The organism is Globicatella sp. PHS-GS-PNBC-21-1553 (genome assembly GCF_033564055.1).
GTDB classification, from domain to species: domain Bacteria; phylum Bacillota; class Bacilli; order Lactobacillales; family Aerococcaceae; genus Globicatella; species Globicatella sulfidifaciens.
On the sequence record NZ_CP085470.1, the window covers coordinates 365710 to 390734 of the forward strand.

Consider the following 25025-nt stretch of genomic DNA (forward strand, 5'->3'; position numbering starts at 1 on the left):
CTTACCCTTAAACAGCCGGTTCGTTTTCAACATTGTAGATTTCGTCTACAGTACGTTTAACGTAACGAGCGCCGACATTGGTTACATAAGGATCCCCTGAGTCATCTACAAAGATATTGGCTTCGATTAAATCTTGAGCCGCTCTTTCAGTCGTCACACGGTCTAAACCTAAACTTGGTTCCGGCACACGCACTACTTTTGCTTTCCCTGCAGCATTTTTAATTTGTAATTCTAAATTCGTTGTTGTTACTTCTGCCATAACTTAATTCCTCCTAGTCAATTTCGTAATTTTCTGTTACGTTGGTTTTATTAAACGGTTCATCTACTAATGTTTCAATTGCACTACGAACTTTTATAATCTCTTCCTCGGGCGCATCATTCATCAAATTATTAAAATTCATCGTACGAACTGCTTTTTTATCCTCGCCTACTAGTTTCATGGTTAATTTTCCACTCTTAAATGTTTTTGCCATCGGGCAACCTCCTTAAAATTTTGTTGTAGTTCCGGATGCTACACCTAGTAAGTACCCCAAAAACACGTTTTTTGGACAAAAATACACATCAATGATGATTTATTGACTAGTGAATATTGAATTGACAAAGTTTTAACACGTACATAGAACCAAGTAACAGTGACCCAACCTCATCAATGATGAGTAAAATGCCCCTACGCTCTAAATGTTCGATAAGTACCTGAACCCTTTTGCGCACTCCTTTCTGTCATCAATTAGTCCATATTCTGCTCTATCGTTTAAATTTCACTTAGTCACTCATCAGACCTAAACTTTTCGTTTATCACACAATCAATCTTTGCGCTTCAACTTTTCATTTATCACACAGTCAATCTTCGCGCTTCAACTTTTCATTTACCACACAGTCAATCTTCGCGCTTCAACTTTTCAATCAGACGATCGCGCCAACGACGAATCGTGCGATATTCACGGTGATAAATCTCGGCTAACTGCGTTAAATGATAGCCTTCATACAAATACTGCAAGAATTCCTGTTCTCGAGGTGTTAACGTATTGGGTAGAGACAAGACAAATTCTTTAAAGACTAAATTAGCATCTTCTTGGGTTTGATTAATCAAAAAGGTTTCCTCTACTGGTACCCATTGATGACGCTTTTGTTGGCGTAACAATTTAAACAACCGCCAACGCATCGCGTGCCGTAAGTAAGCTTCCATATTTTCCACTTGGTGTTTTGATGTTAACAAGCGTTTTAATTCCTCAAATAAATGAAGGCGTAATTCCTGAGCAAAATCTTCATAGTCATGACGGTTTGGATAAATCTGGTACTCTTTCAAAACTTGATGGATCAATAATTCATATTCTTCCAATAAACACTCTATCTTCATCGAATAGCCTCCTTTAAAATTTCGGATGAAAAATGCGAATAATCTCACGGTCTGTTAATTTCAGAAAGCGACTAATTAAGTTAACTACCTCTAAACTGGGAATCGTATGCCCTTGAAGCGTACGTGACATCGTGTTGCGGGAAATACCAACTTGGTCTGCAACCTGACAAGCCTTTAAACGTCGTTGATTGATGGCTTTTTCTAAAGCATAACGATTAATCTCATAAGGTTGTTCCACTCCCTTTCACCTCCTCTTTTCACTATAAATAAATTCTAAATTTCTTGCTTGTACTCCCTCGTATTATAATGCATCGATAACATTTTTTGCTTAATAGATTCATCTATAAAACACCTATATACCGAGTCCCCCTCTCTCAATATTGTTTAATAAATATATCGATAAAAATTCTAAATTTGGTACATTGACTGAATTATAGCTTAGGTTCAATTTGTGTTGCAAGCGTTTTTATAATGTAAAACAGCTTTGAAAATGATGAGGCTAACAATTTGAAAAATCACTAGTACAAAGTGTAATCACAATGAAAGCATTTTTTATGAAAATTACAAACAAATTCGGTCACAATTAGTCACGTAAAACTAACTTTGTGAAATATCCACTAATCTTTGTGAATAAATTTTAGTAATAACTTGCTTCTATGAAAACAATCCATCCAAATGTCTTTTGCGTTTTTACTATGAAAAAGATGAAAATAAGATGAGTTTCCTACAGTAAACGAAACAAAGCGCTAAGAATGCTGATTTAAATACTCAATACTCCAAAAATAGCTGATTGTTTGATATTCTTATAAAAACGCTTTTCTAAGGATGTTCTATTTACTTTGTTTTGTGATATAATTATCAAATAAAAACATCATTTTGAAGGAGTCATGACCATGATTATTGGCTTACCAAGAGAACAAGAAATCAATGAAAATCGTGTGGGGTTAACCCCCGACAATGTTAAAGAATTAATCAACGACGGCCACCAAGTTATCGTTGAACATCAAGCCGGTTTAAAATCTGGATTTAATGATGAAGCTTATCAAGCAGCCGGAGCCACTTTAGTTGAAGAAGTTGCCAAAGTTTGGGCTGCAGAGATGGTTATCAAAGTAAAAAAGCCTTTGAAAGAAGAATATGCATACTTCCACAAAGGCCTAATTCTATTTACTTATTTACATTTAGCAGCCGATCTCGACTTAGCCCAAGCTTTATTAGACAGTGAAGTAACCAGTATCGCTTATGAAACAATGGTTGACAAAGGCACGCTTCCACTACTGAAGCCCATGTCCGAAGTAGCCGGACGTATGTCGGTACAAATTGGCGCTCATCTATTAGAGAAAAATCATGGTGGACCTGGCATTTTATTAGGGGGGTCCCTGGAGTGAAACGGGCGAATGTTACGATTATTGGGGGTGGCGTTGTCGGTCTTAATAGTGCCAAGTTAGCCTGCGGCTTAGGTGCCAATGTGACGATTATCGATATCAATCCACAACGTTTAGCCAAGATTGAACATACTTTAGGCAGCCCGGTACAAACACTCATATCAAATGAAGCGAATATTCATGAATCGGTGATAAATTCGGACTTAGTCATTGGTTCCGTCTTAGTGCCCGGGCGGCGTGCCCCCATCCTAGTTAAAGAAAGTACCATTCAACAAATGAAGCCTGGTTCTGTCCTAATTGATGTGGCAGTCGATCAAGGAGGAAATTTCGCAACAACCCATGAAACCACTCATTCAGAACCAACCTATGTTAAATATGGCGTAACGCACTACGCCGTTAGCAATATTCCAGGAGCGGTACCACAAACAGCTACCATTGCCTTAACCAATGCATCATTATTCTATACAAAAGAAATCGCCAATAAAGGCATCATCCAAGCTGCCAAAGATAATCACACCATCTTAACAGGCATTAATACTTATCAAGGCCATATAACCAATTTAGCTGTGGCAGAATCACAAGACCGCGAATTTGTGGCCTTAAAAACTTTCATTTAATTCAGTATGCTAAATGTGACTTTGTTACGCATCTTACTTAAATTTATAGCACTAGATACATTCATTTAATTCAATATGCTAAACGCGACTTCATTACGCATCTTACTTGAATTTGTTGCATTAGAAACTATCATTTAATCCAATACAAAGCAAATAGGGAGTGGACTTGAAGTAGAAAACCGATTGATTTTCACTTCGTCTGTCCACTCCCGCAAAGCAAAGTAGATGAGGTTATAAATGAGTCAGTAAGACGAAGTTTTAACCCCCTCTGCCACTGCGATTTTAATTAACGCGCAATAACTCGACTGAATCTCGTCCCTGACTCTCTAGATGCCTCTCAAACACTGCGCTATAAAATATACACTAATCATTCGCTTTTAAAACGTTTCTGTTTCCCCTTTTCATACAAATAAGTAAAACAATAACGAAATACTTCAAATGATTTTAAGAAACAAATCTACGATGATTCAAACTTCTTCGCTAATATCGCTTCTGTTAAAGTTTGAGAGAAGTTTAATTGCAATTCTTTCCCAGCGATATCAGCCCATTTAGGGATTGTGAGTGTTTTTTTACTAACTCTTGCATACCTAGATATCGTGTGACATCTGTAGTAACCATTGAAATAAATGATTGCTGTTCATCGTAATCTTGACTAAATTCCGAATCTTCTCTAAATGGATTGTGTTCAATTAATGATAACTCATTTATATTAGTTGGGATAGGCAATGTGTGATTCTCTTCAATCAAATCGGCTACTTGTATCCCCAAATACTCGGCGGCCATCATCATCGCATCCGCAAGATTTTCGCCTTGAGTAGCAGAATATTCAAAGTCAGGAAATGTAATAAAATAATTGCTCTCCTTTGGATCAAAATAAAATAAAGCGGGATAAACTACTTGCATACTCAACTTCCTTTCTTAACGATGCCATAATGCCAATAAATTAGCCTGTTTTAATATATTGCGTTCCGTACCTCTTTTTAATTCTCCATGTGGAATGATAATTGGTCGACATCCCTTCTTTTTCATTTTTATATGGGAGCCTTTCCCCTCTCTGGTATAGGGTGTCCATCCATGCAACATGAACAATTTCATCATCTCTAATTGCGTCAAAGGCATTTATATTCTTCCTCCTATTTATTATAGCACGTATAACACGTATTATACATGTGTATTTGCTTTATAAAATAAAATACGGAATATATTCAATAACACTCGAAAAAAACCAAGGCAAATTGCCTTGGTTAATAGATTGAGCTTAATTTGAGGACTCTCTTACCAAATAGATGTCCATAAACCAAATGGACCAGCACCTAGTAATCCGATTACTAAAATTAATAAAATACATTTAATTGGTGTCCATCCTTTAAATGCTAGTAAATAATATAAGAGTAAGGTGATTGTTAGTGGTATTAATTTTGGCATGATCCCATCAAGTATCTCTTGAATATTAATTTGAACAGGTGTTTCCACATACTCAAAATAAGTTACTTTATAATTACCACTTGGCAATTCCGTTATACTCGCGTCTTCTTGACCAATTGCTGGAGTTTGATCAGCCACATTTTCATAGATGATATTTTCATAATTACCTATTTCTGAGGCTGGTACTGTCTCTACAATTTCAACAGCTTCTTGAGTGGTACCATTAGGAATAACTAATCCGTTAACGGCCGTCGCTCCGTAAACACAAGTTAAGGCACCGACAACAAATACCCCTAAAATTGATGCTGCACGTGTAAATGCTTTTGCATTTTGAGTTAAAATACCAATGGCATTTGTTCCCAAGCTATATGACCAATGCATGAGATAGTAACGAACGATAAATTGTACAATATTAAAGATTAGTAAGAATAGAATTGGTGCAAACCAATTTCCTTCTAAAGCCATTTGAGCGGTAATACCCGCTGAAATTGGAACTAAAGTCAGCCAGAAAATAGCATCCCCGATTCCCCCTAATGGTCCCATCGCAGCAACCCTAACAGCACGAATTGTTGGAATATCCGCTTTATTTTGCTCCAATGATAATACTATCCCCATTACAAACGTTACTAAAAACGGATGTGTATTGAAGAATTCTAAGTTATGCTTCATAGATGAGGACAAGTCTTCTTTGTCTTTATGGATTTTCTTTAATCCAGGTAAAATAGAATAAAGCCACCCTGCTGCTTGCATTCTTTCATAGTTAAAGGATGCTTGTAAATTCAATGAACGCCAAATCATTTTATTTAATGTTTTCTTATCTAGCGTTTCAGCAGGTGTTAAGTCATTATAATTATTTGGAATATTAGATACCATCTTCTTCACCTCCAAAATCGTTGTTTGCAACATTATTGGCTAATTTTGTTTGAACTTGGTAATCCCAATATGCCAAACCAAATCCAATAATTGCTAGTAATAATAAAGCGGAACTTCCTAAAGTTCCAACTGCATCCACAATAATCGCTAAGGCGAATCCCATAAAATAGAAGCCCCATAATTCTCGTGAAATCATTACTTTAAGCAAAATCGCAAATCCGACAAAACGCATCATATTCCCGGCAGCTCCTAAACCAGCCATAATCCAAGGATGTTGATTGAAGAATCCAGTAATGATATTTCCGAACTGTTGTCCTCCGATAAAGAATAGCGTCACGATTAGAGCAAAAATCACTCCCAGAATAGCCATCGCAGAATAATTTAACTTAACAATCCCATCAGTGTCTGCCTCTTCTGCCATTTGATCTGCTTTGGTCATCATTGGTGACATTGCTGTAAAGAGCATGGTAATACCATACTGTCCTAGTAAGGCAAATGGAATCGCTGCCCCAACAGCACCAGCTGGATCAAGTTTTAGAGAGATTGCTAAAACTGTGGCCATAATACCACCGATAACCGCGTTTGGTGGCTGTGCTCCCCCTACTGGCATATTACCAATTGTCATTAATTGATAAGTCCCACCAACGACTAAACCTGTTCTTAAGTCCCCTAAAATCAAACCGATTACGGGTCCTAATACGATAGGTTGATACAAAGATTCTAACAGGTTAAACTGATCGATCGCTGCAACAAATGTTACAATAAAAACTAATAATATCTGAATTATATTAAAGTCTTGCATCTTTTTTCACCTCATTATTTAAATAATTTTTCAATATTTTCCGCTGATTCTTGAGGTACTCTTCGAATCTCGAGTTCAACACCGAGACGTTTTAATTCTTTAAATGTTTCAATATCATTATCATCCACTGCTACTGAACCAACAATTTGTCGTTTTCCTTCAGCCATGTGCATATTACCAATATTGACTTTTTTAATCGGTACACCTCCCTTGACTAAAGTTAAAACATCTTGTGGCGTCTCACAAATAATAAAAATCTTCTGTCTATCAGCTGCTTTATGGATAATATCAATGGTCTTTTGCAATGAAAAATAACGTGTTTGGGCAGCTGTTGGCGCCGCCATATCCATTAGGCCTTGTCTAGTCTTATTAGTGCTCACTTCATCATTAGCAACTAAAAGTAAATTAGCTCCTATTGAACCAGTCCATTGGGTCGCAACTTGACCATGTATTAGTCGATTATCAATTCTTGTTAATAAAATATTTGGCATTTATTTTTCCTCCTTCTCATATAAAACGGTTATAATTATGGGGTGATAATTTCTGAAATGGCAAATCTAGAGACCGTCATTATCGCACCACTCTTAATTGAAATATCACACGTTTCATCGTCTACCTTAACGACTGTTCCAAAGATACCATTTGAAAATTCAACATAATCTCCTGATTTAAGATTAAGATGTATTTGTTCAAATTTCTCTCTCTGATAATTAAGCTTCTTTCTTACAGATAATGAATAGAGTAAAATCCCGATAATGGTGAAAGCTACAAAACATAATGCGGTTAGGAACACGATTTGCCAAACAGCCATTAAATACCCTCCTCCACTTTCTCTTCGTCAGTGTCAAAAATAATCTCTGGAAAACTAACTGCTAAACGTCCAACTTCAACTATTTGATTGGCTAATTTATCAACATTATCTTCCACTTTGGATAATAATTGTCCTTCAATCATCATGGATAAATTAGTCCCTGTTAAGACTCTAACTCTTTCAAACTCTTGACTTATTACCATTGAGGTATTGAACGGTGTTCCTCCTAATAAGTCTGTAAGAACTAAAACGCCTTTATACTGATTGCTATATTTAGTAAAGACTTCATTCAATTTATGATGAAACTCATTTAAATCCATTCCATCTTCAAAGCGAACAATTGAGACATTATCTGCATGTCCCGCAATCATTTCAAAAGATTTATAAATTCCATCTGCAAATTCTCCATGCCCTGTTACGACAATTCCTATCATTGATTCCCCTCCAAATGTGCTTCATATACTTTTTGACCATTTAAATAAGTGGCTTCTAATTCATTATTTTGATTTAAGACAATGAAATCAGCATCAAATCCTAGTTTAATTGCACCACATTTTTCTTCAATTCCAACAGATTTTGCGGCATTGATACTAGCCATTCTCACTGCTGAAGGTAAGTCTACAATACCCCAGTCAACGATATTTTTTACAGCTTCATTCATTTTTAGGATTGATCCTGCTAAAGAACCGCCCTCTACTAATCGAGCGCAACCATCTTTAACTTCAACTTCAAATTCGCCTAGTCTTGATCTCCCATCTCCTAATCCAGCCGCTCTCATTGAATCAGTAATTAAAATCACTTCTTCTACACCACGACTTTTTACTAATACTTCAATTGCCTTTGGATGGACATGCTGTCCATCTGCAATCACTTCTGCATAACAATGTTCCAAAGTCATTGCTGCACCTACCATACCAGGTTCACGATGGTGTAATCCAGACATTCCATTATATGTATGAACAAAAATATTAGCACCAGCTTTAACCGCTTTCTCAGCTTGTTTAAAGCTTGCCTCGCTATGTGCGAGGCCAACTTTAATATTTTGACTTTGAGCATATTCTACAAAAGAAATAACGTGTTCTCGTTCTGGAGCTAAGGCAATTTTTTTAATCATTTGATTAGAAAGTGCTTGCCAATTTTTAAGTTCCTCAATGACAGGATCACTCATGTAATCAGGATTTTGAGCGCCTTTATGTTTGGTAGTAAAATAAGGTCCTTCTAAAAAGATTCCTTGAATTTTTGCGCCTTTAATATTTTGATAATTTTCACCTATTAATTGACAAACATCATTCAAGGACTGACGACTAGAAGTTAATGTCGTAGGTAACCAAGATGTTACACCTGTGCTTAATAACCCTTGTGCGATGGTGTTTAAGCCTTCTATTTCCCCATCCATAACATCTTTTCCTAAATATCCATGGATATGTGTTTCGACAAAACCAGGTCCCACAATTTTATTTGAATAATCAATTAAAGTATATTCTCCATTCAATTGGGAATCATTTTCATAAAGACCCATAAATTTTCCGTCTTTTACCTCTAGATAGACATTTTCTAATACTTTATCAGTTAAAATTAATTTTCCTATTTTATAAATCTCAGACATTCACTTCACGCTTTCATCTATTTTTCAAATGGATGGATAGTAACTCCTTTTACTACTCGATTAACGGTACCAGTTTTCGACGGTGTATCAGGTGTATTGTCAACAGATACTGAACTTAATAATGCATAAGCTTGTCCAAATACAACATATGGCAATACTAAATAACCTTCCTCTACTTTGTCAGATAATGCTATTTCAAAGTGATTAAACCCTTCGATTTCTGGATTCTTTCCTCCTACAACAATCATCGATTTAGCAATCCTATCGGCTGCAATTTCTGCCATCAAATCAATTTCATATTGACGTGCATATGGTTCCTCAGATTGATATAAGATAATCGCAGTTTGGTCATTTACAATTGATTTTGGTCCATGTCTAAATCCTAAAACGGACTCATATAAAGTAGATTTAGCTCCTGCTGTTAACTCTAAAATTTTTAATTGCGTTTCATGAGCTAAACCAAAAAACACTCCCGAACCAAGGTAAACAACACGTTCAACATTTTGATCTACTAATGCTTGAATTTGCGCTTCTTTGTCAAAAATACCTTCAGTCGTTTCAATCATTTGTTCTACCCAAGCTTTCTTTTGCTCAAATGAACGATTATCAAAAATTAATAAGCTTGTTAAATACATACATGAAAACGCGCCTGTCATCGCAAAACCTAAGTCGTTCGATAATTCAGGTTGTAATAAAAGTAAGTTTTTATCATCACCATGAGAATTTTTTGCTAATTGGCCTTCTTTTGAACAAGTTATCGTAATTTGATATAAGTCAGACACTAATTGTTGTGCTAATTTAACGGTCGCGACACTCTCTGGAGAATTTCCTGAACGAGCATACGAAATTAATAAGGTAGGTTGTGACGCTTTAAAATATACCGTTGGATTGGTTACTAAATCAGTAGTCGGTACATCTAAATATTCCCAACTTAAATCTTCTTGCGTTTTCATAATTTGTGGCAATAAGGTCTCGCCAACATAAGCAGAAGTTCCTGCACCAGTAAAAATGACTTTTACAGAATCATGTTTTTCCTTAATGTTATTTAAAAAGGTTTCAATAGTATCACGTTTTGATTCGATTGTTTCTAATACTTCACGCCATAATTTAGGTTGTTGTCTAATTTCACGTGTAGTATTAAGAGCACCTAATTTTTCTAATTCTTCAGTAGACAAATTAAACATGTTTTATCACCTTTCTTATTCTTTAACTTGAATTTTGTCGGTCCATGGAGTTGCAGTTTTTGTTAATACATCATTCAATCCATTAATATTTTCTTTTCCTTGAGTAGATAACCATTGACGAGCTGCTTGGTCACCTTCTTGTACAAAGATTCCCACTGAATCTTTCCATGTCGCACGTCCACATAAAACACCATTAAATCGGCTGCCTGCTTCCTTAGCAAAAACTAATGTGTCTTGGAATAACTCACTGGATACACCCGCTGATAAGAAAATATATGGTAAATGAGTCGCCTCGTCTTGTGCTTTAAAGTGGGCTTTTGCTTCGTCTTGTGACATAATAAAGTCTTCTCTAGCAAAACCTTCAACATATTCCATATTAACCGGCACTTCTACTTTTAAAACATCAGCATTATACTGAGGTTTAGAAAATTCTTTCATCGCTTCAATTACTTTATGGGGTTTAACAGCTGCGTATTCTTTAGATTTAACATCGTCCATTTGATGGTCATAGGTTAAAATTTCCAAGAAAAATGGGACATCTTCTGCTAAACATTCAGAACCAATTCGTTCCACAAATGCGTGTTTTTGTTCATTAATGGCATCACTTTCATCGATATCATAGTAAAGTAAGAATTTTACGGCATCTGCCCCAATTTCTTTAATACGTTTGGCTGACCATTCTCCTAATAAATCAGGCAATCGACCTGGTTCAGTCGCATCATATCCAGTTTCTTCATAAGCTAATAATAATCCTGCATCCGCATCCCTGACTTTTGTCGCCGGTAATCCATACTCAGGATCTAATAAAATCGATGACGCATAAGGGGTTAAGACTTCTGAAATTGAGATTTTAAATGCTTCAACTGCTGCTTGAATATCTTCCACAGCTCCCTTTGATTCAATCATCTTTCGAATTGAACCTCGTTGGTCAATAGCTAAAGCTGAGATGACATGGTCATTGGTAGACAGTTTTTCTAACTTTTCGAATTTGCTTTTTGAAATAATGTGCATTTTTGTCCTCCATCCTTCTAAAAAGAAACATTTAGTATCATTTTACTAACAATATAACGCAACAACGAACAAAAGTCAACATAACATTGACAAATAATGAACATAATATTATATTGTAAAGGTAAAGCGAACATATTCAAACATGTTCAGAAAGGAGTCATTTATGCTAAAAGAAGAACGCCAGCGCTTGATTGAAGAATTACTAAAAAACAATAGTGTCATTTCAAATGCGGATATTTTAAATTTATCAAATGTGACTGAAATGACGATCCGCAGAGATCTAAAAGAAATGGAAGAAAAAGGTTTATTGGTTCGAATTCACGGAGGAGCCAAAAGCATTAATACAGATGTAGATGAGACTAACCAAAAAAAGAATTTAGCCATATCCGTAAGCGTACAATCAATCGACCACAGAAAAAACATGTTGCACAACTTATCGCCAAAGAAATTAATGAAGGTGATACCGTTTTTCTAGGTTCAGGAACAACTATTGAAATGGTGTATGATTATTTAACCGTGCCAAACATTCAGGTTGTGACCAATTCAATGTTAGTATTTGAAAAATTTAAATTAGATAAACGATACGAAACGATCTTGATTGGTGGTGTTTATCGCGATGTTTCAGCCTCGTTTCATGGAACGATTTCCGATCAAGTAGCAGAAAACTTCCACGTACAAAAAGCTTTTATATCAGCCAATGGCATTTTGAATAATAATATTTATGATGCTGTTGCCGAAGAAGGTCTAACTCAAAAAATCATTTTCGAAAATGCTAAATTAAAATATTTAGCGGTTGATTCAAGTAAATTTGATAAAAAAGATTTCTATCAATTTTATCAAACACAAGATTTGGATTTTATTTTGACTGATAATGAGATTCCTGTAGAAACGTTAGAACACTATCGTAATTATTGTAAAATTATGACTAAATAAGGATTTAAACGATAGATTTTTGAAATCTATCGGATAATTATCGCTCTATCAGTCAAGTTGTTGTGAAAACTAAATGATAATAACTAGAGCACCGGAAGGCAAATGAATAAAAGACCTTAAGTAGACCAATAGATTACATTGGCCTATTCTTAAGGTCTTTTCTTATCGTGCAATCACGATAAAATATTAAGGAATGACTAATAATCCAGCTCCTATTAAGCCATTATGTCCATCCAGTTTTGATAGCATAATATTGTGTAAAATATGTTCTTGTTCTGGATGAAGATATTGCGCTAATCTTTGCTTAACAGCATGGATGTACTGAGGATTTTTAAGTGCAACACTGCCACCAAGTACAATATATTTTGGATCTAGTAGACAAATAATCGCATATAATGTCTTGGCAATCGCATCCATACTTTCATTAATAATCGTAGTAGCTTGATCATCACCTTGCTCCCATAAGCGAAATACATCAGCTGTAGTAACGTCTTTATTATCGTATAACAACTGACCATAATCAGCAATCGCCGGGCCAGAAGCGATGGATTCGAGCGGTCTAGTGCCTCTTGGTGTCTTTATTTGTAAAAAGCCAACTTCTCCTGAAAAGCCACTGCCTCTAAGTATCATCTCATTTATGATGTTAGTGCAGGCGATACCCGTTGAAATCGTTAAATAGGTAAACATATCGTTGGCTTCAGGTTGTAATAAACGATACTCAGCATAGGCCGCTACTTTAACATCATTATCAATTTTTATTTTTGTTTGTGGATAAACGGTACTTAAGCGCTCCACGATTGGAAAATTATGCCACAAAATGTTATTTTGATAAATTGCGATGCCACTAACCTCGTCCACTTTTCCCGGAACTCCTAAGCCAATTCCACAATAGTTTGTCATGGTCGTCTTCGTCTCGACTAGCAAACGATTGATACCATTGACGATTAATTCAAATAATTTTTCACTATCATTTGTTTCTGTTGGATAATCATAGCGTTTTGCGATTGTTCCATCTTGATTTATAATGGCGATGGCTGTTTTAGTACCGCCAATATCAATTCCTATTGCTTTTTTCATATGACATCACCGGTTTACTCTCTAGTCGGATGATTAAATTCATAATTATAATCATAAATAACCGCTAACATACCACCTAATGACAGTAACATCATGCCCAATTCTTTAATTCCTGTTGTTCTTTGGAAATATATAACTGCGAATAAACAAATGAAAAAGACAATAAAGCGAATAATTGTTCTCATTTTAATCTTCATTAGATATCCCCCCATCTAATTTCACTTGGCTCAAGTGCCATTTCAATTGCTTGACCATCGGCAAGATAGATTGTTGCTTTTTGAGGTAAATTGGTATTATTTAAGACAGCATATTTTCCTTTTGCTGGGTAAGCATGAACTTCAACATTTAAATTATTACTATTCCATTGATAGAATTCATTTTCCTTACTTGCTGCATAGTATATGGCTCTCATTAAAATACGAGCATTTTCCACACTATATGGTAAGCCCGCAATATAGATACCTCGTCCATTACCATATTGATTGCTTGCTAAATGAACTTCTCCAAATTCTTTACCTTCTGCATTAGCTGGTAATACGACACCGTCTTCTTCATTTTTAGACAGACCACTACTAAATTCAATAACTTCGGTTTGAGGATATAAAGCATAAACATTCTTAATTCCTTCACCAAAATCAATCTTGTTAACATCTTTTACATCAGCCGTAATAAAATGATTCTCCACTTGTTTTGTAAAGTACTTATCTGTTGATAAACTATAGCCAATTTCACGTTCGACCCCTAAAATATCACCTAATTGGAAATAGCGCCCTCCATTTAAACAAGCTGTCGGTTCACCTACCCCAATCAAACCTCCGCCATTATAAACAAATTCACGTAAGGCAGTAATTAATGCTTCATTTTTCCAATGTTCGCCACCACTAAAAGAAGTTCCGGCGTCCCCCGCATTAATGATCACATCAATATCTTCTGGAATACCATTTTCAATTACATCAGAGAAACTAATAAACTCGACATCAACCGCAGCACCACTCAAGACTTCCATAATTCCCATATATGAATAGGTTTGTTTATATGGTAATTCATGTGCAACCATGTGGCTTTGCCATGTACGCAGTTTACCCCAAGCATTTAAAATACCAACTTTAATTTTGCTATAAGGTTTTGTATCACCGACGATATCATAAATTTCACGGAACTCATCAGTTACATGTTCAATATAATCAACAAATTTAGGGAATTTATAAGCCAGACTCAAATAACCACCGTACCCTATTCGGTCAACTGGTTTTCGCATAATCGCTCGTCTTGCCGTTAACCAGTTTTTATTAGCCTCAATTGTCGGATCGATTCCCTCTTGGAAAACATCTGGGAAAAAGTACGGTAAGAAACGACCTTCGGTATATTTTACATGAGGAATATCAGAAATTAATCGTAAACTTGCTCCCCCACCAACAGAACCTACTACTGCATCCAAGCCAATTTCTTTAAAATATTTTCCATAAGGTTCTGTCCCAATCCAGTTATCACCTAAGAACATCATTGCTTCTTTTCCATAACTATGGACAATATCAACCAATTTCTTCGCTTGTTGTGCGACATAATGACTCGTAAAATCAATATAATCTAAGTATTCTTTGCTAGGATTGCGATGCGTTGTATTATAATATCCTTGATCCACAATATGTTCAGGACGAAGACGATAACCTTTCTCTTTAGCAAATAATTCCAAAGCTTCAGTAGAAATTGAAGCACCATAACCAAACCAATCCACAAATTTTTCTTTTGCTAAATCATTAAAAATTAAAGTGAAGTGATAAAAGAATGTTGTAAAGCGAACCACATCGGTTTGCGGATTTTCCTGACACCATCTTTCTAAATAATCTGACATATATTGATTTGAATAGTGCCCGGTCACATTAAAAGGAATGTCGTGCGGTACGCTATCACCCCAATTATTCGTGGTATGATTGTACATATGGGTTGGATCCCAAATTTTATAAGCTAAAAACGATACCGTATATTCATGGAAAGGAATCGTATTTTGAATAACTACCGTTTCGGTTTCTTCATCCACTGACCATTGACCTACTGGCACTACCTCATTAGTGGTACGGTCGATTACTTCCCACCATTCCTTAGGATTTTTAATAAAATTAGGTGTTAATTGTTCACGATAATAACCATCCATAAAGGAAATTTCTAGGGTATCAGCGGTTGCTAAGTTAAATTTAGACATTAGATATAATTGCTGACACTCTTCCATGTGGTCTTTGATAAAATCATTATGATTACGTGCTACAAAATAAGTAGAATAAATTTTAGCATCTAATTCTTTAATATCATCGGATAATTTAGTCCCATCGGAGTCACGAATTGCATCCGCTCCCCATCTATCCATCAATTCTTTTGTTTGTTCTAAAAAATTACTTTCACTTGGTAACGTTACGCGTCCTTTTGATTTTGCCATCTTCAAACTCCTCATCTATTCTTTTGATCCACCAGCGGTCATACCTTCAGTCAATTGTTTTTGAACAAAGATATATAAAATTAAGGTTGGTAACATAACGAGTACCATTCCCGCATACATTTGACCATATTGTTGGGCTGCATTTTGAGCAGCCATTAAATTCATTAAGCCTACTGGTAAGGTTTTTAATTCTTGTTTTGTCATTAAAGTAAATGAAATAATGTACTCATTCCAAAAACTTAAAAAGTTAAATAAAATGACCGTTATGATACTAGGTTTTGCCATCGGAATCATAATCTTCACCATCGTCGTAAAGTGACTCGCACCATCAATAGAAGCTGCTTCTTCAAAAGTACTTGGCAAAGAAATAAAGTAACTAGACAATAAATGAATCGTAAACGGTAATGCGGTAGAAGCATAGACTAACGCTAGAATAAATCGATTATTTAATAACATTGGCGTAATATTTAACTTTTGAATATCTACTAACATAAGAAAAATCGGCACGACGATGTAGTTTACGTTAATAAACAAACCACCTTTAAATAATTGCTGTAATATTTTTTTGCCCGGAAAATTAAAGCGTGCTAATACATAAGCGGCAGGTAGTGCAGTCACTAATAAAATCGTTAAGGCTAAAGCGGTCACGACTACTGAATTCCATAAATTTTCTCCCATACTTGCGCGATTCCAAGCATCGATAAAATTTTGAAAATAGAATCCTTTTGGTAATGCCCAAGGAGAATGATAGAATTCCGCATTTTGTTTAATGGAGGCTAAAAATACCCAGCCAACTGGTACAATTATCGAAATAGCCAATAAAATTAATACCACGTAAATAAATGTTTTATATAATTTATTACCTTCTTGTTTCATACTGGTGCCTCCTTTCTAATATTCTAAAATGTCTCGCTTCGTTATGACGCTAATAATAGCTGACAATAAGAAGGAGAAGATAAAGATAATCACACCAATCGCCATTCCATAACCTCTTACACCATTGGTATAGGCTTGACTGAACATGTATGAAAGAACAACTTCACTTGAACCATTAGGTCCACCAGACGTCATTGTTTGAACTAATAAGAAACTTAAATTAATCGTACTAATGATGAAAAAGGCTAACGTTGTACGAATATTATTCCAAACTAATGGCAAGGTAATCGCAAAGAATTGTTTGAACTTACCTGCACCGTCCAAATCAGCAGCTTCATAGAAACTATCGGGAATATTGGCCATCCCCGCCATATACATCACCATGTAATATCCAATCGCTTGCCAAATTAAAGCGGCAATTACGGCATAGTTAACTAAATGTTTATCGCCTAACCACAAAATCGGGTTATCATTTCCACGGAAAAGACTTAAGATTGAATTTAGTAAGCCCTGAGTCGGATTATAGATAGCAGAAAAAATACCAGCTATAACAACGATTGACAAAATATTAGGGATATAGAATATTATTCTAAAGAAATTCTGCCCTTTAATTTTTTCTCTTGATAACACAGCTGCAAAGAAGATTGAGACTGCTAATGTGACAATTGTCACAATCACAATAGCAAGTATCGTATTTTGAAACGCATGAATAAATTTCATGTCAGTCATAAGTATTTTAAAATTATTTAAGCCAACGAATTTCTTCGTCGCGGTATAACCACTCCATTTATATAAGGACATTCTAAAAACTTCTATCGTTGGATAAAGCATAAAAATAAGAAATAAAATAGAAGCTGGAAATACACACAACAAAGCAAATCTTGTTTTTGATTTTTTTGTGTCCATTTTATCATCTCTCTTTAATTCATTTAAAAAATAAGAAATGTCTACCAATTTAGCAGACATTTCTAAAAAAGTCTCATTATTCAGCAGGTAATACCGCTTGGAATTTTTCCATTATTTCAACGACACTCTTTTGCCAATCTGCTACTGATAAATCACCTGATACGACTGAGTCGAAGCTGCCATATAAGGTACCACCTAAGTCAACACCTTCGATGGATTCAACTGATACAAATCCTCCCATACCAGGTAAAGTGCCATCCGCATAAATATTATAGAAGACTTGTTGATCCTCAGGTAATTTTTCATTAATACCTTTAACAGGTTGAACCGCACCATGTTTTGCGAAAATTTCTGCTGCTTTATCTGAATATAAGAAAGCAATGAAATCTTTGGCTCCTTCTTTATTTTCAGCCGCTTCAGGTACCCAAATGTGTTCTAAGAAAGTATATGCATAACGATCTGCGTCTTCACTTGCTGCAGGAATTGGAGCCATTCCCCATTCAAATCCTTCAGCACGAGGCGCTTCTGCCATTTCGCCTACTACCCATGTACCATTTGGCATAAATAATGCTTTATTATCTAAAATTAATTGTTGATTACGTGTAAAGCCGTCTGCATTCGCATTCGCAACAGTTGTTGGTTCAGTATTTTCAGCTAATTGACCCAAGACCTTAAACGTGTCAGTCAATTCAGCACCTTCCCAAACCGCTTTATCATATTTCATTGCAGAATCAAATAATTCTTGGCCACCAGATCCTAAAATAACTGATGAGAAGAAAGTATCTAAATAAGAAGCTGTTGGATAAGTAAATAAAGCAATATTTTCTGCTTTCGCTTTTTCTGCTAAATCCCACATTTGGTCCCAAGTTTGAGGGACTTCCCATCCTTTTTCTTCAAATAAACCTTTGTTATAGAATAATCCTGTTGGACTGTAGAACATTGGCATTAAGTAAGTTTTACCATCTCCATAAGGATTTGTTGACGTTGATTCTGTAAAGCCATCTAATAATTTATCTGCTACTTTTACCTCTTCACCAGGGACTGTCAAATCTTTAACATCTGAAATATCTGCTAAAGCATGATCTTTAATTAATGCTTCAGGTAGCGCTTTTTGACGACTTAGAGCTAACATGACTACATCAGGAAAATCGCCTGCTTGTAAACGTGGAGATAATGCATCCTCAATTTCTTTTTCTTGCATAAATTCGAACTCAACATTTGGATTAACTTCTTTATACGCATCCATTATTTCATTCCAAACATCGGTTCCATATGCCGTCTCAACAGCTGCAAAATCAATGACTGTTTTTTCCTCTGCTGAAATATTTGAAACTGATAAACTTGACAAGGCGACAACTGAAACAGCTAATGACATTAGGGCTTTTTTCATGTAAAATCTTCCTTTCTTTTTTTATTACACCTTTAGTATAACGCTTCCATAACCATAATAAATATAATATCTTGCGATAACGTTGCATTATGTTGTTAAAATGATCAAGTACATTAAAAAAGGGGAGTATGCTATAAGATGAAATTTTCTTGATTTTTCATTGCTTACAGCTCTCCCCTAATCCGATAAATTATGATTTATATGCTAATGCCGACTCAAACACTTGACTTAAACTCATTAATTTTCTTCTTTTCTATCAGGTGAAATCAATCCTAAACTTATTAAAATGGCAGTGGCAGCAGCACCAAAGATAGCATATGGTTTAGCTTCTCCCGTTTCAGGTAAGGAGCTTTCTTTAGTTACAGCTACTACGTCTCTAACGACCAGACTTGATTTATCTTGATTAGCGTTCTTATCTTTTTCGTTGTCGTTATCTTTCGTCAAGTCATCGTCTTTCTCAGGTGCTTCTTCCTCTTCGGCAGGAGTGTCTCCGTCGTCAGAAGGTGTTTCCTCTTCACTTGGAATCTCCTCATCTTCAGATGGTGATTCCTCTTCACTCGGATCCTCCTCATCTTCAGATGGTGATTCCTCTTCACTCGGATCCTCTTCATCTTCAGATGGTGTTTCTTCTTCACTTGGAGTCTCTTCATCTTCAGATGGTGTTTCCTCTTCACTTGGAGCCTCCTCCTCTTCAGAAGGTGTTTCCTCTTCAACTGGTTTTTCTTCATTATCTGAAGGTACTTCTCCTTCTAAAGCATTGAGCGCCTCTACTAGTTCCTCTTGAGCTGCTTGAGTCATGATATTTAATTCTTGATAACGGTCAAAGCGTTCCGAAATTTCTTTAATCGCTGCTGCAGGGGCCTGACGATCTTTTGCTGCTTCTAATGCTGATTCATATGGATTGAGGTCTAATTCATCTTCTAATTCAAGAATCGTTCTAAATCTTAATTCTGCCGCTGAAACATACTTATCAACCTCTCCTTCATTATTACCATAGGTAGAAGTTGCGGTAAATATAATTTTAAAAGCATTCAAAATCTTTCCAAAATCAATCGTTTTAGTTTCACTATTATTTTCCCAATCTGAAAAATCAAAAATAAAACTTTGGTTTTGATCATCGATTATTTCTAATTTTCCTGCTTTTACACGTCCGTTAACACCACTAGAACGAGGGATATAATCAAAATGAGTAATGCCAATTGCTTCTTTCAGGTTGAGGGTTGCTGGTTGACCAACACCGCCTCCACTCCATTCACTGTGCCATAAAGAATTTTCATTTTTATCGAGTGCTTTACTAATTGCTTGGTCTTCATCCTGTTCATTAGCCGTTGAAGAAGCCACATCGTCCCACATAATTTGATCTTTTTTCTCTTTCAAGGCAAATTTCTTTTCAAGAGCACGATCGACTAAATCATTAGCCTGATCAACCGTCAATTCTGATGCATCGGCATCGACTATTTTTCTTATAGCGTCCTTATAAGCTCTCAATGTTGCTTCATCATAAATACCATCTTCTACTGGAATAAGATAGGATAATCCTTGTTCGATAATCAATTCTGGCGTTACTTCAACCTCTTCAATTAACAAGTTATCCATTATAAAGTCTCCATATCCTTCAAAGTTGGATTGGTTACCTGAAGTTCCATGACTATCTCTCGCTTGAGTCGTTGAGAATATTCCTACCCAAGTTTGCCCTGTTTCATCACCTGTTACTAAATAATTGACTCTTTTTGCCTTATCTGAATCCATCCAAGTATTATTTAGGAGATAAGAAGTCAAATGTTCTGGGGCACTATATCTTCCTGATCCAACAACAAAGGCATAACTATTATCAGAACCTGACTCATAATCGAAACTTACACGATAAGTTTTTCCAGCTTCAAATCTGAAGTTTTGTGGTATAGTTTGATACAATAAATTATTTCTACCATCTAAACCATTCGTTTTTAAACTCCAATTACCATCAATAACATCATCGATGCGCTTATTGTTCCAGCCTCGTTGTGTATAAGGTTCATTTTTTTCTGATAAATGCGTACGATTGTCTTGAACACCCTCAACGCCTCCAATAACGAATGGGAAGATACCTTGACCAACATTTTCAAAATCTTGGAAAAATACCCCTTCACCATTATCGTGATTTCCTTCAAACATGGTCGATTTATTCTCAAAGATACGGAGATCATCAAAGTAAGTTGTGCCTTCTCCAGCTTCTTTAATTAATGTCAATGTTACATTAGAAACATCATCTCCAGTCGTAAAGAATACATACATATTTTGGAAATTGGATGTATCATCCACGGTAGCATTTTGTTTTAAGGTGTTATGACTATTAGCTTGAACATAATTATAAGCAATGGATTGCTCTGTATAATTGCTCACGCTCTTGTCGCCATTATGAACCTTAATAATCGCCTTACTATTGGAACGATTATCCACTCCTACGTAGGCTGCATATTGTGTATTGGGTCTCAAGTCAGTGAGTCTTTGCGATAATACCACTTGCTCTTTATTATCTGCGATAGACAACATTGGATTATCCCCTTGTGAGCGTACAATCGTTGCGGCTTCACTTGGTCCCGACTTATCCCAATGGTCTAAACTTCCCGAATTAAAGCCAGTATCATTAAGATGCATTCCCTCAGACCAAGTCATTTCCTTATTTACTTGGGGTGCTTGATAAATCACATAAGGCGTACTAGCTTCCGTTTCGAGCGTAATCGTCCCATCTACAACTTTGATGGCTTTTTCTTCTACACGACCTAAGTCGGTTAGACGGTAAAGATAAACGGTATCGGTGTTCCAATCTGTTGGTAACTCCCATGTGGATTGACCAGCAGTCATAGTATAATGATACAACTTACTTTGTGCTTGACCAAGGTCATCCCCCATTGCCGTCCAATTCCAAGGAATTAAGTACTTATCATTTTCGTAAACCGTTTTTCCATCTAATTTTATCGTTCGATAATTATAGTCTGGTGAAGTTGGATCATTCGATTTACGCGTAATTTCAAGTTGACGACCTTCACTATCTTTCAATTTAATTCTCATTTCAGGAACAAAACGATAGTTACTTCCCTCGTCTGACATCGTCACTTCTTCTCCGTCTTCCCAATTCGTCACTTCAAAATGCTGAATAAATTTAGTTGGGACATTCACTTTAAATAAATTATCAATGTAGCCAGCATAATCAGAACGTCCTTGCCATCCTTCGAAGTCTTTCATATCATAACCGAATAAAAGCGGTGATACAGCTGAACCACCGTATTTAGGAAACTGTCCAACCCAAGAATCTTTCTGATGATTCCGAATAAATCGCGCAATGTTAGAGTTTATACCTTTAAGAGTTGAACCACCATAAGTTAAATCCGCAGCCCAATGTTGGAAAGTAGAATCATACTCACCAGCATAACCCCACTCGAAGGTTGCACGCCAACCGAGTTCGTTAAGTTCATTAGCTAATATATGCGTCATCCAAGCTCCATTATCACCCGATTGACCATTTCCCCATACATCAACATAGACGAAATCCAAGTTGTCACCTATTTCATTTTTTAAGTCAACAAAACGATTAAAGCGACCATTAGCTAAGTCGAAACGTGCATCAATATTAATCCCTTGATCTAACCAATTCCAACCATAAGCAAAAGAGCCATCCTTTTGACGAAGACGATCTTCTGTAAAATATTTAGACTCTGGATAAGTTTCAGATGCATTAACATGAATTCCCAAACGAGCTCCATATTCTTTAGATAATGCTAATAAAGTTTTGAAGTCATTCGTGCCACCAATCCGTTGCCCAATATCAGCGTAATTTAAGTGACCAGAGTCATGTCCTTCAGAGCCATAACCTTTTAGTAGAATCGATTGACCTAAACCATCCGTATGTAAATTAATCTTTTTAATACCATCAAGTGTCATTAAAAATGGATTCTGTGCTTGAGAACCAAAATTCATTGCGATACGATAGGCCACTAATTCTGGAACAGATTCCCAGCCCATTGGATTATTCATTATCTCACGATAAGCAATCGCGCCATCTTGCCAATCCACTTTTTCATCCTCATTAATATCTTCAGTAAAAACTATTTTGGAAGATGGCAAAATAAGTGTACGGGCATCGAATACTTTATTTTGATGTTCGCCTTCATAAATAAAAGGTGAACTTTTGATTCCTACATAATTTTCTCCATTGGCAGAAAATTTATTTGCCCTTAAGCGGTCATAAGACGTTAAATTCGTTGAATATTGTGAATTAGACCAAACACCAACGGCTACCTTATCTGTTGAGACAAAACCATACATCAACCCTTTATCCAAATCTGACATGGTGCGAGTAACGTCGGTATGGATATCACCATTGATTTTGGTATTGGTTGATAATGTTGACCCAGAGAATTTTGCTCCGGTTTGATCAGAACTAACTGCTACAAAATGTGCACCCGGTATTTCAAATGTTTTAATTAATTTGTTAGGGTTATCAATTAGCTCTCCATGAGCAATATTATAGTTATTTTTGATTTTAAGTACATCGAAATGAACTTGATTATTCACTGTTTTGATTTGTAAATCAATATCAGCATCAATGAATCTTTCAGTATTCTTAATTTTCAAATGATACAGAACTGTCGCTTCATCAATTTTTTCATAAGAGACCTCAGGCTTTACTTCAATATCATTGACTTTTACCGTATCACTGCTTACCACTTGCCCGTGAATATACTCTCCAGCATACTCGTAAGATTTGATACGAGGGAAAAGCTTGTCGAATTTAGCAATGACTTGATCAGATTGAATCACATCAAAACGGTCTTCAGGCTCCGCCTCTACAATAGTATCATCCACCGTATCGGTTGGGGCTTCTAGTTCTACATTTTCTTGATTATCCATTTTGACATCAATCACTGTTTTTTGACCAGCATACTGTCCCAATCTTAGACCAATTCGATTTGAAACACTGAACCTCCTTTAATACTTCTGAAGGAATATTCACAGTATCAAAAGCCTGCTGATCATTTACTGTAGCATTCAGTTGTCCATCAGATTTCAAAGAAATCATCAATTTAGATAACACATCTTTAGTTGGAGCCTCGATACTGCGTGGCCCTGTTGTATAAGCCGAACCCGCATCTGATTTGTATTCCCAGAACCATCCACCTCGATCATAACCTACAAAAATATATTTGTTTGGGTCATTATAGTTGAGCATAACACCGAAACGGCCTTCTAAGGAGTCTGAACGGTCGACAAAATCTAGTGTAAGAGTAGAATTACCAGAGGCGTCTACTTTTAACCCTTCTTTCTCAAAGACAGCGATATTATTGGCATTGTCATGTTCATCTGTTACTGATAAACGATTATAGCGCACGCCTTCTATCTCTTCGATTGAAATAGCCCCATCAATTGTAGAAGTTGATTGCCACTCTGTTTGAACTTGATCGTTCTCAGTTACAGCTTCATTTTTATTTAATGTTTGATTTTGTACTGAAGGTTCTAAATTAATTTCAGCTTGGGTAGTTTTCAAATTTTGAGTTTCATCAACTAAAATGGCTTCTGCATTCGATTCAATGGCATCTGCAGATTCCAAACTTAACTCATCGTCACCTGTCTCATGGCCTTTCGTTTCGCTAGATACTGTGCTTTCAGGAATCGATTCATCCACAATAGATGTATTAACCTCGATATTATTATCCATGACTTCTTCAGTAGCATCATTAATGTTAATCGATTCATCCACACCTGATTCAGGGACAACTGCTGTTTCTAAATCGGTTTCTGCAACAATATCTTCATCATTTATCATCTCGCGATTAGTTTCTGCACCTAAATTAATTTCACCCACCTTTTTTCATCAAAACTTACTTCATTAAGGATTGAAGTATTTTCAGATATACTATTATTGATAGGTTCTTCTAATACCGCAGTATTTTCAATTGGATTTTCTAGTGTGTCATTGGAATCCAATTCGGTCTGTGCACTAACCGATTGCCCTGCAAATAAAAATGCGCCAATCATTACAGAACAAGTACCCACACTAAGTTTACGTATAGAGAACCGTTGTCGCTTTTCAAACATAAATTTATTATTACGCATGTTATTCCTCCCAAATTTTTATAGATATATTTCATTAAGAAAAATATATAGGACTTAGAAAATAAATTAACACTACAAATACGGATTAATGATGGTTTACTTTAACTAACTTGTTTTCTTTTCTCACCCTTTCATTAATATTTAACGGAGCTTTTTTATTAGATAGCAAAATATTTAATCAATAAAAGCTATCCGCTCTTTTCAAATCACACTATTTTTCACTCCTTGCTCCAAGTATAACGTTTACAAAA

The 25025-nt window shown here is 35.8% G+C and carries 24 protein-coding genes and 2 pseudogenes; 3 read left to right on the plus strand and 23 right to left on the minus strand.

The window, feature by feature from the left end:
- Nucleotides 1-7 precede the first annotated feature (7 nt).
- The 4 genes from LB888_RS01760 to LB888_RS01775 form a co-directional block, all read right to left on the minus strand.
- On the minus strand, nt 8-259 hold the full coding sequence (locus tag LB888_RS01760) for a DUF2922 domain-containing protein (protein WP_318753369.1): 252 nt from the start codon (nt 257-259) through the stop codon (nt 8-10).
- Nucleotides 260-272: 13 nt separating this feature from the next.
- Nucleotides 273-473 carry a hypothetical protein gene (locus LB888_RS01765; RefSeq protein ID WP_276933512.1) on the minus strand — a complete coding sequence of 67 codons (201 nt, stop codon included), beginning with the start codon at nt 471-473 and terminating at the stop codon, nt 273-275.
- Between the two features lie 404 nt (nt 474-877).
- Nucleotides 878-1357 carry a sigma-70 family RNA polymerase sigma factor gene (locus tag LB888_RS01770; protein ID WP_276933515.1) on the minus strand — a complete coding sequence of 160 codons (480 nt, stop codon included), beginning with the start codon at nt 1355-1357 and terminating at the stop codon, nt 878-880.
- A 13-nt stretch (nt 1358-1370) separates the two neighbouring features.
- Complete coding sequence (locus tag LB888_RS01775) at nt 1371-1595, minus strand: helix-turn-helix domain-containing protein (protein ID WP_066124577.1); 225 nt, start codon at nt 1593-1595, stop codon at nt 1371-1373.
- A gap of 655 nt (nt 1596-2250) precedes the next feature.
- Here LB888_RS01775 and ald point away from each other — a divergent pair.
- Nucleotides 2251-3356: pseudogene (ald, locus tag LB888_RS01780) on the plus strand (alanine dehydrogenase).
- Nucleotides 3357-3813: 457 nt separating this feature from the next.
- Here ald and LB888_RS01785 read toward each other — a convergent pair.
- The 10 genes and pseudogenes from LB888_RS01785 to lacD form a co-directional block, all read right to left on the minus strand.
- Nucleotides 3814-4259, minus strand: a pseudogene (locus LB888_RS01785) (type II toxin-antitoxin system HicB family antitoxin).
- A gap of 15 nt (nt 4260-4274) precedes the next feature.
- On the minus strand, nt 4275-4475 hold the full coding sequence (locus LB888_RS01790) for a type II toxin-antitoxin system HicA family toxin (protein WP_318753370.1): 201 nt from the start codon (nt 4473-4475) through the stop codon (nt 4275-4277).
- Nucleotides 4476-4631: 156 nt separating this feature from the next.
- Nucleotides 4632-5654 (minus strand): PTS system mannose/fructose/sorbose family transporter subunit IID, encoded by a 1023-nt coding sequence (locus LB888_RS01795; protein ID WP_284629728.1) that lies wholly within the window; start codon nt 5652-5654, stop codon nt 4632-4634.
- Nucleotides 5644-6456 (minus strand): PTS sugar transporter subunit IIC, encoded by an 813-nt coding sequence (locus LB888_RS01800; protein ID WP_311919673.1) that lies wholly within the window; start codon nt 6454-6456, stop codon nt 5644-5646. Before LB888_RS01800 ends, LB888_RS01795 begins: the two co-directional genes overlap by 11 nt.
- A 14-nt stretch (nt 6457-6470) precedes the next feature.
- On the minus strand, nt 6471-6947 hold the full coding sequence (agaV, locus tag LB888_RS01805) for a PTS N-acetylgalactosamine transporter subunit IIB (protein WP_284629726.1): 477 nt from the start codon (nt 6945-6947) through the stop codon (nt 6471-6473).
- Nucleotides 6948-6982: 35 nt separating this feature from the next.
- Entirely contained in the window at nt 6983-7267 is a 285-nt protein-coding gene (locus tag LB888_RS01810) for a preprotein translocase subunit YajC (RefSeq protein WP_311919674.1), read from the minus strand.
- Complete coding sequence (locus LB888_RS01815) at nt 7267-7701, minus strand: PTS sugar transporter subunit IIA (protein WP_318753371.1); 435 nt, start codon at nt 7699-7701, stop codon at nt 7267-7269. Before LB888_RS01815 ends, LB888_RS01810 begins: the two co-directional genes overlap by 1 nt.
- Entirely contained in the window at nt 7698-8873 is a 1176-nt protein-coding gene (nagA, locus tag LB888_RS01820; RefSeq protein ID WP_318753372.1) for an N-acetylglucosamine-6-phosphate deacetylase, read from the minus strand. The genes LB888_RS01815 and nagA overlap by 4 nt, the downstream gene beginning before the upstream one ends.
- Before the next feature lie 17 nt (nt 8874-8890).
- Nucleotides 8891-10057 (minus strand): SIS domain-containing protein, encoded by a 1167-nt coding sequence (locus tag LB888_RS01825; protein ID WP_318753373.1) that lies wholly within the window; start codon nt 10055-10057, stop codon nt 8891-8893.
- A 15-nt stretch (nt 10058-10072) separates the two neighbouring features.
- Nucleotides 10073-11068: a tagatose-bisphosphate aldolase gene (lacD, locus tag LB888_RS01830; RefSeq protein ID WP_318753374.1), complete on the minus strand. Its 996-nt coding sequence runs from the start codon at nt 11066-11068 to the stop codon at nt 10073-10075.
- Between the two features lie 163 nt (nt 11069-11231).
- On the opposite strand from lacD, the gene LB888_RS01835 reads away from it, so the two are divergent.
- The gene (locus LB888_RS01835) at nt 11232-11543 is read left to right on the plus strand and encodes a DeoR family transcriptional regulator (protein WP_318753375.1); all 312 of its coding nucleotides are present in this window, start codon (nt 11232-11234) and stop codon (nt 11541-11543) included.
- A complete protein-coding gene (locus LB888_RS01840) occupies nt 11516-12001 on the plus strand; it encodes a hypothetical protein (protein WP_318753941.1) in 486 nt (161 codons plus the stop codon). Before LB888_RS01835 ends, LB888_RS01840 begins: the two co-directional genes overlap by 28 nt.
- A 186-nt stretch (nt 12002-12187) precedes the next feature.
- Here the strand turns inward: LB888_RS01840 and LB888_RS01845 are convergent, their stop codons facing one another.
- From LB888_RS01845 to LB888_RS01885, 9 genes are all read right to left on the minus strand, one after another.
- Complete coding sequence (locus LB888_RS01845) at nt 12188-13078, minus strand: ROK family protein (protein ID WP_318753376.1); 891 nt, start codon at nt 13076-13078, stop codon at nt 12188-12190.
- Nucleotides 13079-13092: 14 nt separating this feature from the next.
- Entirely contained in the window at nt 13093-13275 is a 183-nt protein-coding gene (locus LB888_RS01850; protein ID WP_311919681.1) for a DUF6903 family protein, read from the minus strand.
- Complete coding sequence (gene gnpA / locus LB888_RS01855) at nt 13275-15509, minus strand: 1,3-beta-galactosyl-N-acetylhexosamine phosphorylase (protein ID WP_318753377.1); 2235 nt, start codon at nt 15507-15509, stop codon at nt 13275-13277. Before gnpA ends, LB888_RS01850 begins: the two co-directional genes overlap by 1 nt.
- Before the next feature lie 15 nt (nt 15510-15524).
- Nucleotides 15525-16385 (minus strand): carbohydrate ABC transporter permease, encoded by an 861-nt coding sequence (locus tag LB888_RS01860; RefSeq protein WP_311919683.1) that lies wholly within the window; start codon nt 16383-16385, stop codon nt 15525-15527.
- Between the two features lie 15 nt (nt 16386-16400).
- A complete protein-coding gene (locus LB888_RS01865; RefSeq protein ID WP_311919684.1) occupies nt 16401-17186 on the minus strand; it encodes a sugar ABC transporter permease in 786 nt (261 codons plus the stop codon).
- Nucleotides 17187-17367: 181 nt separating this feature from the next.
- The gene (locus LB888_RS01870; protein WP_318753378.1) at nt 17368-18681 is read right to left on the minus strand and encodes a carbohydrate ABC transporter substrate-binding protein; all 1314 of its coding nucleotides are present in this window, start codon (nt 18679-18681) and stop codon (nt 17368-17370) included.
- A 237-nt stretch (nt 18682-18918) separates the two neighbouring features.
- A complete protein-coding gene (locus LB888_RS01875) occupies nt 18919-23613 on the minus strand; it encodes an endo-alpha-N-acetylgalactosaminidase family protein (RefSeq protein ID WP_318753379.1) in 4695 nt (1564 codons plus the stop codon).
- Nucleotides 23579-24523 carry a hypothetical protein gene (locus tag LB888_RS01880; RefSeq protein ID WP_318753380.1) on the minus strand — a complete coding sequence of 315 codons (945 nt, stop codon included), beginning with the start codon at nt 24521-24523 and terminating at the stop codon, nt 23579-23581. Before LB888_RS01880 ends, LB888_RS01875 begins: the two co-directional genes overlap by 35 nt.
- On the minus strand, nt 24505-24774 hold the full coding sequence (locus LB888_RS01885) for a YSIRK-type signal peptide-containing protein (protein WP_318753381.1): 270 nt from the start codon (nt 24772-24774) through the stop codon (nt 24505-24507). The genes LB888_RS01880 and LB888_RS01885 overlap by 19 nt, the downstream gene beginning before the upstream one ends.
- Nucleotides 24775-25025 lie beyond the last annotated feature (251 nt).

Bases quoted from the DNA above. Each gene is read 5' to 3' on its own strand.
- LB888_RS01760 (WP_318753369.1), bottom strand. From the start codon at position 259: ATGGCAGAAGTAACAACAACGAATTTAGAATTACAAATTAAAAATGCT.
- LB888_RS01765 (WP_276933512.1), bottom strand. From the start codon at position 473: ATGGCAAAAACATTTAAGAGTGGAAAATTAACCATGAAACTAGTAGGC.
- LB888_RS01770 (WP_276933515.1), bottom strand. From the start codon at position 1,357: ATGAAGATAGAGTGTTTATTGGAAGAATATGAATTATTGATCCATCAA.
- LB888_RS01790 (WP_318753370.1), bottom strand. From the start codon at position 4,475: ATGCCTTTGACGCAATTAGAGATGATGAAATTGTTCATGTTGCATGGA.
- LB888_RS01795 (WP_284629728.1), bottom strand. From the start codon at position 5,654: ATGGTATCTAATATTCCAAATAATTATAATGACTTAACACCTGCTGAA.
- LB888_RS01800 (WP_311919673.1), bottom strand. From the start codon at position 6,456: ATGCAAGACTTTAATATAATTCAGATATTATTAGTTTTTATTGTAACA.
- agaV (WP_284629726.1), bottom strand. From the start codon at position 6,947: ATGCCAAATATTTTATTAACAAGAATTGATAATCGACTAATACATGGT.
- LB888_RS01810 (WP_311919674.1), bottom strand. From the start codon at position 7,267: ATGGCTGTTTGGCAAATCGTGTTCCTAACCGCATTATGTTTTGTAGCT.
- LB888_RS01815 (WP_318753371.1), bottom strand. From the start codon at position 7,701: ATGATAGGAATTGTCGTAACAGGGCATGGAGAATTTGCAGATGGAATT.
- nagA (WP_318753372.1), bottom strand. From the start codon at position 8,873: ATGTCTGAGATTTATAAAATAGGAAAATTAATTTTAACTGATAAAGTA.
- LB888_RS01825 (WP_318753373.1), bottom strand. From the start codon at position 10,057: ATGTTTAATTTGTCTACTGAAGAATTAGAAAAATTAGGTGCTCTTAAT.
- lacD (WP_318753374.1), bottom strand. From the start codon at position 11,068: ATGCACATTATTTCAAAAAGCAAATTCGAAAAGTTAGAAAAACTGTCT.
- LB888_RS01835 (WP_318753375.1), top strand. From the start codon at position 11,232: ATGCTAAAAGAAGAACGCCAGCGCTTGATTGAAGAATTACTAAAAAAC.
- LB888_RS01845 (WP_318753376.1), bottom strand. From the start codon at position 13,078: ATGAAAAAAGCAATAGGAATTGATATTGGCGGTACTAAAACAGCCATC.
- LB888_RS01850 (WP_311919681.1), bottom strand. From the start codon at position 13,275: ATGAAGATTAAAATGAGAACAATTATTCGCTTTATTGTCTTTTTCATT.
- gnpA (WP_318753377.1), bottom strand. From the start codon at position 15,509: ATGGCAAAATCAAAAGGACGCGTAACGTTACCAAGTGAAAGTAATTTT.
- LB888_RS01860 (WP_311919683.1), bottom strand. From the start codon at position 16,385: ATGAAACAAGAAGGTAATAAATTATATAAAACATTTATTTACGTGGTA.
- LB888_RS01865 (WP_311919684.1), bottom strand. From the start codon at position 17,186: ATGTCCTTATATAAATGGAGTGGTTATACCGCGACGAAGAAATTCGTT.
- LB888_RS01870 (WP_318753378.1), bottom strand. From the start codon at position 18,681: ATGAAAAAAGCCCTAATGTCATTAGCTGTTTCAGTTGTCGCCTTGTCA.
- LB888_RS01885 (WP_318753381.1), bottom strand. From the start codon at position 24,774: ATGCGTAATAATAAATTTATGTTTGAAAAGCGACAACGGTTCTCTATA.